Source organism: Actinoalloteichus hoggarensis (assembly GCF_002234535.1).
Classification (GTDB): domain Bacteria; phylum Actinomycetota; class Actinomycetes; order Mycobacteriales; family Pseudonocardiaceae; genus Actinoalloteichus_A; species Actinoalloteichus_A hoggarensis.
Genome location: NZ_CP022521.1, coordinates 5,405,158 through 5,417,123, shown reverse-complemented (window position 1 = coordinate 5,417,123; position 11,966 = coordinate 5,405,158). Strand labels below are relative to the sequence as shown.

General features: G+C 73.0%; 8 protein-coding genes. 4 read left to right on the top strand and 4 right to left on the bottom strand.

The features are described from left to right. Positions 1–9: 9 nt before the first annotated feature. From AHOG_RS23140 to lpdA, 3 genes are all read right to left on the bottom strand, one after another. Positions 10–900 (bottom strand): TIGR01777 family oxidoreductase, encoded by an 891-nt coding sequence (locus AHOG_RS23140; RefSeq protein ID WP_093944727.1) that lies wholly within the window; start codon positions 898–900, stop codon positions 10–12. A gap of 650 nt (positions 901–1,550) precedes the next feature. Next, positions 1,551–3,323, bottom strand: a complete 1,773-nt coding sequence (sucB, locus tag AHOG_RS23135; protein WP_093943222.1) for a 2-oxoglutarate dehydrogenase, E2 component, dihydrolipoamide succinyltransferase — start codon at positions 3,321–3,323, stop codon at positions 1,551–1,553. A gap of 54 nt (positions 3,324–3,377) precedes the next feature. After that, complete coding sequence (gene lpdA / locus AHOG_RS23130) at positions 3,378–4,760, bottom strand: dihydrolipoyl dehydrogenase (protein WP_093943221.1); 1,383 nt, start codon at positions 4,758–4,760, stop codon at positions 3,378–3,380. A gap of 485 nt (positions 4,761–5,245) precedes the next feature. Here lpdA and AHOG_RS23125 point away from each other — a divergent pair, with 485 nt between their 5' ends. Beyond that, a complete protein-coding gene (locus AHOG_RS23125) occupies positions 5,246–5,596 on the top strand; it encodes an oxidoreductase (protein ID WP_093944726.1) in 351 nt (116 codons plus the stop codon). 468 nt (positions 5,597–6,064) lie between these two features. On the opposite strand, the gene AHOG_RS23120 is transcribed toward AHOG_RS23125, so the two are convergent. Continuing rightward, entirely contained in the window at positions 6,065–7,561 is a 1,497-nt protein-coding gene (locus AHOG_RS23120; protein WP_093943220.1) for a leucyl aminopeptidase, read from the bottom strand. A 507-nt stretch (positions 7,562–8,068) separates the two neighbouring features. Here AHOG_RS23120 and AHOG_RS30135 point away from each other — a divergent pair. The 3 genes from AHOG_RS30135 (at position 8,069) to AHOG_RS23110 (ending at position 11,804) form a co-directional block, all read left to right on the top strand. Next, on the top strand, positions 8,069–9,385 hold the full coding sequence (locus tag AHOG_RS30135; protein ID WP_245856404.1) for an APC family permease: 1,317 nt from the start codon (positions 8,069–8,071) through the stop codon (positions 9,383–9,385). A gap of 11 nt (positions 9,386–9,396) precedes the next feature. After that, entirely contained in the window at positions 9,397–10,524 is a 1,128-nt protein-coding gene (gcvT, locus tag AHOG_RS23115; protein WP_245856403.1) for a glycine cleavage system aminomethyltransferase GcvT, read from the top strand. 179 nt (positions 10,525–10,703) lie between these two features. Next, on the top strand, positions 10,704–11,804 hold the full coding sequence (locus AHOG_RS23110) for a branched-chain amino acid aminotransferase (RefSeq protein WP_093943218.1): 1,101 nt from the start codon (positions 10,704–10,706) through the stop codon (positions 11,802–11,804). Positions 11,805–11,966: the final 162 nt, after the last annotated feature.

Below are 11,966 nucleotides of genomic sequence, written 5' to 3'. Positions count from 1 at the left end.
TCCGGCCCCTCATCCGCCGACGGTGGCGGGCAGGCAGGAGTCGACCGTCGGATGGGCGAACCGGAAGCCCCGACTGGTCAGCACGCGGGGTACGGCGCGTTGTCCGGTGAGGATCATCTCGTCGGCCGCTCCGCCGACGACCGCCCGCAGCGCGAAACCCGGCACCACCCAGGGCGCGGGCCTGCCCACGGCGGTCGCCAGCGCCCTGGTGAAGTCGTCGTTGGTCACCGGGGCGGGCGCGGTGAGGTTGACGGGACCGGAGACCGAGTCGTCCTCGATCAGAGAGCACAGTGCGGCGACGTGGTCCTCCAGGGAGATCCAGGACATGTACTGCCTGCCGCTGCCCAGCCTGCCGCCGAACATGGCCGAGAAGAGCGGTCGCAGCCTGCCCAGCAGACCGCCGGAGCGCGCCAGCACGATGCCGCTGCGGGCGAGGACGAGCCTGCCACCCGAGGCGGTGGCCCCGGCGGCGGCGTCCTCCCAGTCCACGCACAGCCCGGCGACGAACCCGGAGCCGGGCGGCGCGCCCTCGTCGACCGCGCGATCGCCGGTGTCGCCGTAGTAGCCGACGGCCGACCCGTTGACCAGCACCGGAATACCCGCGTCCGCGACGGCGCCCGCGAGCACCTCGCTGGGGACGAGCCTGCTGTCGCGGATGATCTGCTTGCGCCCGTCGTTCCATCGGCGGTCCAGGATGCCCGCGCCGCAGAGGTTGATCACCGCGTCGGCGCCGTCGAGCGCACCCGACTCGATGACGCCGGACGGCGGATCCCACCGGCGCTCGTCCGGCGCGGCCGGAGCCCGACGGACCAGTCGGACGACCTCGTGTCCGCGCCGTCGCAGCAGTGCGACACAGGCGGTGCCGATCAGTCCCGAGGAACCCGCGATCACGATGCGCATGGCGTGATCGTCGCCGATCGGCACCCGAAATGCGAGTTCTCTCCCCATCGCCTCGGCTGCCGTGCGCGGTCGGACCGACACTCGGCGCGTTCGCGCGCCTGTTCCCGATCGGCTGTTCTCGGCGCGTCGACCTCGGAGAATCGGCCGAGCCGGGTCGACCGTGGCGAGGCTGCCTCCGGGGTCGATGCCGCCGGGTGAACGCCGTCGGGGAGGGCACCCGTCGGGGAGGGCGCCGACCGCCCGCGCCGAGAACAAGCGCCGTCGGTTCGTCCCTGTCGTCGCGGTCCGACCGTCTCCCAGCGGACTCCTCGTCGGAACGCCCGCTGCCGGAACGCCCGCCGAACGACGGCCCTGTCGTGCCCGCGCGCCTGCGGCCGGGCCGCCGACGGCTCCGCTCGTGCGGGTCGGCGGCCGATGAGCGGTCGGTCGCCGACGGACGGATCGTCGTCGAGAGACGGCGGCGACCGAAGGGCGGACGGCCCGCCCGGGTGACCCCGCCGATCGCGGACCTCAGGCGGTGTGGCCCGACCGATGACGAGAATCGAGCGTCGGCGGCCTGCGGGGCCCGAGAACGAGATCGGGCCCGACGAACCGGCGTGGTTCGTCGGGCCCGACCGCATCGAATCGGTGCCGCGTGGTGCGGCGGTGGATCAGAGACCCAGGTCGGCCTCGAAGGCGCCTTCCTCCAGGCGCTGCTTCATCGTGGCGAGGAAGCGGGCCGCGTCCGCGCCGTCGACGAGCCGGTGGTCATAGGACAGGGCCAGGTAGACCATCGAGCGGATCGCGATGGTGTCGCCGCCTGCCTCGTCGCTGACCACCACGGGACGCTTCACGACGCTGCCGACGCCCAGGATGCCCACCTGCGGCTGGAAGACGATCGGCGTGTCGAACAGGGCGCCCCGGCTGCCCGTGTTGGTCAGGCTGAACGTGCCGCCGGTGAGCTCGTCCGGGGTGATCTTGTTCGCCCTGGTGCGCTCCGCGAGGTCGGTGATCTTGCGGGCCAGCCCGCCGAGGTTCAGATCACCCGCGTTGTGGATGACCGGCACGAGGAGTCCCCGCTCGGTGTCCACCGCCACGACCAGGTGCTCCGCGCCGTGGTAGGTGATCTCCTTGGACTGCTCGTTCACCGAGGCGTTGAGCTTCGGGTGCTGCTTGAGCGCCTCGACGGTGGCCTTGGCGAAGAACGGCAGGAAGGAGAGCTTGACGCCCTCTCGCTCCTGGAACGCCTTCTTGGCCCGGTCGCGCAGGCGGGCGATCTTGGTGACGTCGACCTCGACGACCGTGGTGAGCTGCGCCGACACCTGCAGCGACTCGACCATCCGCTGTGCGATGACCTGGCGGAGCCTGCTCATCTTCTCGGTCTTGCCGCGCAGCGCGACGGCCTCGGCACTGGGCTGCCCCGCCGGTGCCGTCGGTGCCGCCTGCGCCTGCTGCGGCGCCTGAGCGGCGGGCGCAGGCGTCTTGGCCGCCTCCACGGCGGCGAGGACGTCCTGCTTGCGGATGCGTCCGCCGACGCCGGTGCCGGTCAGCGTCGCCAGGTCGATGCCGTGCTCGGTGGCGAGCTTGCGCACCAGCGGCGTCACGTACGGGGTGCCGTTCTCGGTCGCCGGAGCGGCGGACGAAGTGGACGCGGGAGGCGTGGGCGCCGGTGCCGTCTGCCTGGCCTCGTCCTGCGGGGCGGCCGGGGGCTGCTCCGCGGGCTTCGGCGGTGCCGCGGGCTCCGGTGCGGGCTCGGGCGCCGGTGCCGGTGCCGGTGCGGCCTGCTCGGGCTCGGCGGCCTTGGCCGCCGGTGCCGCCGCGCCTGCCGCGCCTGCCGCGCCGACGACGGCCAGCTGCGCGCCGACCTCGACGGTCTCGTCCTCCTGGACGGAGATCTCCAGCAGCGTGCCTGCGACGGGCGACGGGATCTCGGTGTCGACCTTGTCGGTGGACACCTCCAGCAGCGGCTCGTCGACGGCGATGGAGTCGCCGACCTGCTTCAACCAGCGCGTCACGGTGCCCTCGGTGACGCTCTCGCCGAGTGCGGGCATCGGCACGGACGTGCCCTCGCCGCCGCTCTGCGGCGCGGCGGGCGCGGCCTGCTCGGCCGGGGCCTGCGGCGCGGCGGGCTCCTGCGGCTCCGGAGCCGAGGGCGCGGGCTCCTGCGCGGCGGGCTCCGGGGCGGCGGCCGGTGCGGCGCCGCCGGAGCCGTCGTCGATGACGGCCAGCTCGGCGCCGACGTCGACGGTCTCGTCCTCCGGGGCGACGATGCGCTGCAGGATGCCTGCCGCCGGGGACGGGATCTCGGTGTCGACCTTGTCGGTGGACACCTCCAGCAGCGGCTCGTCGACCTCGACGCGGTCGCCTTCCTGCTTGAGCCACCGGGTGACGGTGCCCTCGGTGACGCTCTCGCCGAGTGCGGGCATCTGGACGGAGAAGGCCATGTTTCGCTGACTCCTCGAACTAGTCGCTCGTTGGGGATGTTCCTCGCGCCGGCATCAGGCGTGGGCGTGCAGGGGTTTGCCGGCCAGGGCGAGGTGCGCCTCGCCGAGGGCTTCGTTCTGGGTGGGGTGTGCGTGGATCAGGGGAGCCACGTCCTCGGCGTGTGCCTCCCAGTTGTAGATCAGCTGCGCCTCGCCGATCAGCTCGCCGACGCGGGCTCCGACGAGGTGGACGCCGACGACCGGCCCGCTCTCGCCCTTGGCGCCCGCCTTGACCAGCTTCACCGCGCCCGACGTCTTGAGGATCTGGCTCTTGCCGTTGCCGCCGAGGTCGTACACGAGGGTCTGCACCTCGCCGTACTTCTCCTTCGCCGCGGCCTCGGTCAGGCCGACGGAGGCGACCTCCGGCTCGCAGTAGGTGACGCGCGGGATGCCGGTCTCGTCGATGGGCGTCGGCTCCAGGCCCGCGATCTGCTCGGCGACGAGGATTCCCTGCTGGAAGCCCCGATGTGCCAGCTGCAGACCGGGCACGATGTCGCCGACCGCGTAGACGTTCGGCAGGTTGGTCCGCTGGAGGTCGTCGGTCTGGACGAAGCCCCGCTCCATCGCCACGCCCGCCTCCTCGTAGCCGACACCCGAGGTGTTGGGTCCCCGGCCGACGGCGACGAGCAGCAGGTCGGCGTCGAGCTGCTCCCCGGACTCCAGGCTCACCGAGACCCCGGAGTCGTCCTGGGTGACGCCGCTGAAGCGGACCCCGGTCTTGAACGCGATGCCCCGCTTGCGGAACGCGCGTTCGAGCTGCTTGGACAGGTACTCGTCCTCGGCCGGGACCAGTCGCGGAAGCGCCTCGACGATCGTGACCTCCGCGCCGAAGGAACGCCACACGCTGGCGAACTCCACGCCGATGACTCCGCCGCCGAGCACGACGACCCGGTCGGGGACGTAGTCGAGCCGCAGCGCGTCGTCGCTGGTGATGACGCGCCCACCGAGATCGAGGCCGGGCAGGCTTCTGGCGTGCGAGCCGGTGGCCAGCACGACGTTGGCGCCGGTGTACCGGGTGCCGTCGACCTCGACGGAGTCGGGGCCGACGAAGGTGCCCTCGCCCTCGACGACGGTGATCTTCTTCGCCTTGATCATGCCCTGCAGGCCCTTGTAGAGCCTGCTCACCACGCCGTCGCGGTAGGCGTTGACGCCGGACATGTCGATGCCCTCCAGCGAGGTCTTGACGCCGAAGGCGTCGCCCTCCCTGGCGGTGTCGGCGATCTCCGCGGCGTGCAGCAGGGCCTTGGTCGGGATGCAGCCTCGGTGCAGGCAGGTGCCGCCCAGCTTGTCCTTCTCGATCAGGACGACGGACAGGCCCAGCTCAGCCGCGCGCAGCGCGCACGCGTAACCGCCGGAGCCGCCACCGAGGATCACGATGTCGGCGGAGGTGTCAGCCACGGGATCTCCTTGCGAGACGCATCGACAGGGTGGTCGCGTAGATATCGGATGCAGCGCCGGTCGTCGCTGGTACCCGACGCCATCTTGTCACCACGCCGGGCGTGTCGGCGACGCGGCCTCGCCCGCCCTTGTCGTGGGGCTACCGCGGCGGGCCGCGTGGGCGGGTGTCGGGCGGGCCGCGTGGGTGGTGCCGAAGGCGGGCCGCGTGGGTGGTGCCGAAGGCCGGCCGCCGCCCGCGTGGGCGCCCGGTGCCCGCGAGCCCCCGTCGTCTCTCGTCGGGACACGGTGGCGGGGCCGTTCTCGGTCTCGCCCCGGCTCGGCGTCGTCGTCCGGTGATCCGGGGCGGCATCGGACCCGCTTGATGCGCTCTCGCGGCGGCGGGCCCGAGTGAATCATGAGACGGGCTTGGATTGATCGGCCCGGACGTCACCGTGGTGACACCTCCGGCCGGCAGGATCGAGGTGATAACGAAGGAGGTGTCCGTTGTGGGCCTTTTCAGTAGGTTTCGCAGGAGTCAACGTCCTGGAACGACCCGCACCGCAACCAAGGACGACACGAGTCATCTGGAGCAGTGGGCGGCCGCTCGACGCGGGGTGGAGGCCTTCGTGGAACCGAAGACCACGGTCACGGAGACCACGATCGTCTTCGTCGCTCACGACGGCGAGTGGACCCGACGTCGGATCGCCGGGCCGGAGGCGGCGAAACAACTGGCCAAGAAGCTGGCCATGCCCGTGTACGACGTCGGACTCGTCGGCTACCCGCAGCGGATGCGCGACTTCCAGGCTCGGCAGCGGTCGGCACGGAAACAGGAGCAGCGTCGCCGCCTGGAGGACTGAGCCGGTGCCGCGAGGTCGGCGCGGTCGCCGAGGGCGGCCGGATCGCGGGGCTTGAGCGGGCGGGACCGCGTCGGGTGACGCCGCGGCCCGGTTGTCGGCGTCTCAGCCTGTCTGGTCGGCGCGCTGGCCGGATCGCGGGTGGACGTGGCCGACCCGCGGTTCTCCCGGTCTGGACTTCTGAACCCGGGCCGCCTCGGCCGCGCCGTGTCGGAGGCGATGCCGCCGAGACGATGCTCCGGAGGTCCGGCTTCGTACGTCGCCCCGCGCGGCGCGGGACCGGCGGTCGGCGAGCCGGGCCGGAACGGCGTGTCGCCGGTCGGTTCGTCAGGCTTGCCCGAGCGACGACCCCGCCGCCGTCGGACGCACCCTCGACGCGGCCGGACGCGAGGACGCCCCGGTGAGCGGGGGAGGCTCACCGGGGCGTCGGCGTCGGGGTCGCCCGCGGTCAGCGGAGACCGCGCGCGGGTGTCAGCCCTGCTCGGCGATGTCGGCGAGCACGGCGGCGATGGTGCGAACCGGGACTCCCGTGCCGCCCTTGGGGGTGTAGCCCCAGGCGCCCTTGTCGTTGTAGGACGGCCCGGCGATGTCGATGTGCACCCACTCCAGGCCCTCGGCCACGAACTCCCGCAGGAAGATCCCGGCGGCGAGCATCCCGCCCCAGCGATGACCGGTGATGTTGGCGAGATCGGCCAGCTTGGAGTCGAGGTCGCCCCGCAGCTCCTCGGGCAGCGGCATCGCCCAGCCGCCCTCGCCGGTGGCCCTGGCCAGCGTCGCGACGCGGTCGCGGAAGGCGTCGGAGCCCATGATCCCGGCCGTCCGCTTTCCCAGCGCGACGACCTGCGCCCCGGTCAGGGTGGAGGTCTCGATGAGGTAGTCGGGCTCGTCCTCGGCCGCGCGGGTGATCGCGTCGGCCAGGATCAGCCTGCCCTCCGCGTCGGTGTTGAGGACCTCGACGGTCTTGCCGCCGAACATGGTGAGCACGTCGCCGGGCCGGTAGGCGGTGCCCGAGGGCAGGTTCTCCACCAGCGGCACCGTCGCGGTGATCTCCAGCGGATAGCCCAGTTCGGCGGCGAGGACCACGACGGCGACGACGGCGGCGGCGCCCGCCATGTCGCTGGTCATGTGGTGCATGTCGGCGGCGGGCTTGAGCGAGATGCCGCCGCTGTCGAAGGTGACGCCCTTGCCGACCAGGGCCACCTTCTTGGCGGCCTTGGGGCCCTTGTACCGCAGGCGGAGCAGGCGAGGCGGCCGCGACGAGCCCGCGCCCACGCCGAGGATGCCGCCGTAGCCGTCCTTGGCCAGGTCCTTCTCGTCGAGCACCTCGAAGTCCACGTCGGTGCCCCGCAGCAGGTCGGCGGTGCGCTGGGCGAAGGACTCGGGGAAGAGGTCGTTGGGCGGGGTGTTCACCAGGTCGCGGGCGGAGTTGACGGCCTTCGCGATGGCGGCCGCGGCCGTCAGGGTCGCGGTGCCGTCGCCGGTCTGCTCCGACGTCCGGACGAAGGTGACCGAGTTCAGCGCCCGGCCCTCGTCGGACGACTTGTACTGGTCGAAGCGGTAGGCGCCCAGGGCGGTGCCCTGCGCGGCGGCGGCCAGGTCGATCGTCGACAGGGTGCTCGCCACCTGCGCGACGTCGTCGCCCAGTGCCCTGGCCGCCGCGCCGGAGGCCCGACGGACCTGCTCGGCGGTCAGCCCGCCGTCCTGCTCCGCCTTGCCGAGGCCCACCGCGATGAGCAGCGGCGCGGTGATCCGGCCCTGCGTCGGGATCTTGACGACCTCGTCGGCGCGGCCGGTCGCACCCACCACCGTCAGCAGCGCGGCGAGACCACCGGGGAACGCCGCGTCGATCGAGTCCGATCCCGGTGCGGGCGTGACGCCGTCCGTGCCCTGCACGGTGCCGATGATCAGGGCGTCCGCCGTCAGGCCGACAGGATCGCTGTCGGTGACGGCAAGCGTGGGGCTGCTCACGTGAGGCTCCTTCGCGACGTTTCTCTTCGCCCCGGCACACGTCTCGTGAGCGGGGCCGTGCTCCTGGTGCGCATGGTAGAACCCCGATGAGCTGGGTGTTCCAGCTCCCCGGGCATCGATTTCCCTGATCGTCGCCGCACAGGCCGCCGCGCGCGGTGCCCGGCGGGAGGGCGTGGGCGCCGAGCGACGTCTTCGACGTGGACGGCGCCGCGGCGGACGGCGCGCCGGTCAGGGCGGCGGGGTGGACGGTGCCCGGCGGCGGTCGAGCCCTCCGAGTGACACCGGCCTCCGAGCGACGACCGCTGAGCGGTCCGGCATCCGAGCGACAAGTCCCCCGCGCGACACGGGGTGACACCGGCCGACGCCTGCGAGGGCCGGACGGGTCCCACCGCGCCGTGCCGGCGGGACACGGCGTCCGTCGCGCGACCGTGCCGACTACGTTGGGTAGGGCTGGCTGCCACGATCGGGCGGCTACCCGCCGAGAGTGATCTCTGGAACGGTGTAGAGGTGACGCGACCGTTGACGCATGATCGACTCTCGTCGCCGCTGCGGTCGCTCGGCTCCGCAGTCGTCGCCCTCGGCTGTCTGCTCGGCGTCGGCGTCTTCCTCGTCCCGGCCCTGGGTGTCGCGGCGGCGGGTCCCTGGCTGCCGCCGGCCGTGGCGGTCGCGCTCCTCGCCGCCTGGTGCACCGTGTCGTCCTCCGCGGTCGTGGCCGCGGCGCGTGGCCACGGCCACGACTCCCACGTCGACGCCGCGGGCACGGACTCCCACGCCGAGGCCCCGAAGACCGATGACCGCAGGGCGCACCGGGACGGGACCCACCTCGATCTGCGCGAACAGCTCGGCGTGTGGCCCGCGCGGCTCAGCGGCGTCGCCTTCCTGAGCGGCCAGCTGATCCTGGCCGCGGGCATCGCGGGCGTCCTCGCCGACCATCTCTGGAGCGGGCGATCATGGGCGGGGCCGCTGGTGATCGCGGTGGCGACGACACTGCTGATCGCGCGGCTGCCCAGGCCTCGGGGACTCGGGCTGCTGCCGATCTTCGTCATCGGTGTGCTGGCGATCGTGGTGGCCGCCGCCGTCGCCCTGGAACCCGCGCCGTCACCCGCGGCGCCCGCGCCGGCCGTCGACATCAGCGGAGTGGCGGAGGCGGCGGCCATGACCTTCCTCGCCTTCTGCGGTTTCGAACGATTCACCACCCGCGGCGACCGCGTCGGCCGCGCCGCGACCGCGCCGATGATCGTCGCTCTGTTCGTCTCGACAGGCCTGGTGCTGGTGGTGGCCTTCGCGGGATGGCATCAACTGGGACCCCACCGGTTCGGGCTCTCGCCGACGCCGCTGCTCGACCTCGTCGTCGCCGCCGACGCGGCGCCCCTGGCCACGCTCGTCGGACTCGCCGTCCTGGCCGCGCTGCTGCCGCCGGTGATCGCCGCGCTGTCCTCGGCACGGGACGCGATGCGGGTGGCGATCGCGGAGGGCGACGTGCGATGGCCTTCTTCGCCGAGCCGTTTCGGATCGGCGGAGCCGACCTGGGCGGTCGAACTCGTCATCGGTCTCGCCGCCGGTGCCGTCGTCCTGCTGTTCGACCCGGCGGCCGCCCTGGCCCTGGGCTGCTGCCTGCTGCTCATTCATTACGCCTTCCTGAACGCCGCGGCCAGGCTGGTCGCGGGCGAACAGGACCTCGCCTCGGCGCGGCGCGGCTGCACGGGGATGTTCGCCTCGGTGATCCTCGCGATGAGCCTGCCGGTGGCGGCGCTGGCAGGCACCGCCGTCATCCTGGCCGCGGGCGGCTGCGCGCTCGCCCTCTCCGCGAGACGGTGGCGGTAGCCTCCGCGATCGTGAGCCAGAGCGACGAGTCATCGAAGCCAGAATCGCGCCGTGGTCCGCTGCACCGGGCCCACGAGTCGCGCAACGCCGTCTTCGCCCCGTTCGGGGGCTGGGAGATGCCGATCCAGTACGGCGGCGGCGGGGTCGTCGCCGAGCACGGCGCCGTCCGGGACTCCGTGGGCATCTTCGACGTCTCCCACCTGGGCAAGGCCACCGTCGCCGGGCCCGGCGCCGCGGAGTTCGTCAACACGTGTCTCAGCAACGACCTGCGCCGGATCTCGGCGGGCCGGGCCCAGTACACGCTGTGCTGCACGGAGGACGGCGGGGTCGTGGACGACCTCATCGCCTACCTCGTCGGCGACGACGAGGTGTTCCTGGTGCCGAACGCCGCCAACACGGCGGAGGTCGTGCGCCTGCTGAGTCGGGCCGCCCCGGACGGTGTCACCGTGACCGGGCAGCACGAGCACTTCGGCGTCCTCGCGGTGCAGGGCCCGCGCTCGGCGGACGTGCTCCGTGCGTTGGGACTCCCCGCGGACCTGGACTACATGGCGTTCGTCGACGCCCGGTGGCGCGACACGACGGTGCGCGTCTGCCGTACCGGGTACACCGGGGAGCACGGCTATGAACTGGTGCCGACCTGGTCCGACACGCCCGCGTTGTGGGAGGCGCTGTCCGTCGAGGTCGCCGCCGTCGGCGGGCGGGTCTGCGGGCTGGGGGCCAGGGACACCCTGCGCACCGAGATGGGATACGCCCTGCACGGCCACGAGCTCTCGACGGAGATCAGCCCGCTGCAGGGCTCCGCGAGCTGGGCCGTCGGCTGGAAGAAGGACGTGTTCTGGGGCCGGGACGCGCTGTTCGCCGAGAAGAAGACGGGGCCCGCTCGGCGGCTGCGCGGGCTGCGTGCGCTGGGCAGAGGAGTGCCGCGTGCCGACATGACGGTGCGCGACGGCGACGGCGCCGCCGTCGGTCGGACGACCTCCGGCACGTTCTCGCCGACGCTCAAGACCGGCATCGCCCTGGCGCTGCTGGACACCGCGGCGGGGGTGGAACTCGGAGCGGAGGTCGTCGTCGACGTCCGGGGCAGGCCGCTGCCGTGCGAGGTCGTCGCCCCGCCGTTCGTGGAGTCCCACGTGCGATGACGCGTCTCGTCGACCCCGGGGGCGATCCGGCTTCTCCCGGCGCGTCCGGGGCCGGCCTGCGTCGGTCCGTTCGTGGCCGAGCCGCCCGCGGGCCCGGCCGATCGGCGCGGAAAGATGTCGGACGTCCAACATTTGGGGAGGCGATGCTCGGAGCACGGACGGAGTATTAGGCTGCCAGCATGACCTCGGTGTTGCCTTTCTCCCGGACCCTGAATCCGAGCCCCGCCACGCCGGAACGCATCGCCGAGGTACTCGCGAACCCCGGCTTCGGTCGGCACTTCACCGACCACATGGTGCGCGTCGACTGGAGCGCGGATCGCGGCTGGCACGAGGCGGGAGTGCTGCCGTACGCGCCCTTCGAGATCGACCCGGCGGCGATGGTCCTGCACTACGGCCAGGCCATCTTCGAAGGCCTCAAGGCATACCGACAGCCGGACGGCACCGTGGCGAGCTTCCGGCCGGCGGACAACGCGGCCCGCTTCCGGGCCTCCGCCCGCAGGCTGGCGATGCCGGAGCTGCCCGACGAGCTGTTCCTGGGCTCGTTGCGGGAACTGGTCGCGGTGGATCGACGCTGGGTGCCCGAGCACGCCGAGGAGTCGCTGTACCTCCGACCGTTCCTGTTCGCCACGGAGGTCGGCCTCGGCGTCCGACCCGCGGTCGACTACGTCTACCTGCTGATCGCCTCGCCGGCGGGCGCCTATTTCGCGGGCGGGCTCAGCCCGGTCACCGTGTGGCTGAGCACCGAGTTCGTCCGCGCCGCCCCCGGCGGGACCGGGGCCGCCAAGTTCGCAGGCAACTACGCGGCCTCCCTGCTCGCCCAGGCCCAGGCCGCCGAACAGGGCTGCGATCAGGTGGTGTGGCTCGACGCGGTGGAGCGCCGCTGGGTCGAGGAGATGGGCGGCATGAACCTCTGCTTCGTCCGGGGTTCCGGGGCGGACGCGACCATCGTGACCCCGGAGCTCACCGGGACGCTGTTGCCGGGCATCACCAGGGACTCGCTGCTGCGGCTGGCCCGCGACCTCGGCTACCGGACCGAGGAGCGTCGGATCTCGGTCGAGGAGTGGGAGGCCGACGTCGCCGCGGGCGAGATCACCGAGGTGTTCGCCTGCGGCACGGCGGCGGTGATCACTCCGGTCGGCGGCGCCAAGTACGAGGGCGGCGGCTTCGTCATCGGCGACGGCACGACCGGCGAGGTGACTCAACGGCTGCGGGACGCCCTGGTCGCGATCCAGCGGGGCACGGCTCCCGACGACCACGGCTGGATGCACGGCCTCGGCTGAACCGCTCCGGTCGTCGGGGTGATCCGGTCGTCGGGGCGATTCGGCGGGCCGGCGCGATCCGGTTTGTCGGCGCGGTTCGGCGGGCGGCGGGGATAGACGGGCGTGATCCGGCGGGCGGCGTCTACTCGGACGTCGGGGCGGTTCGGCGTTGCGGCGGACAGG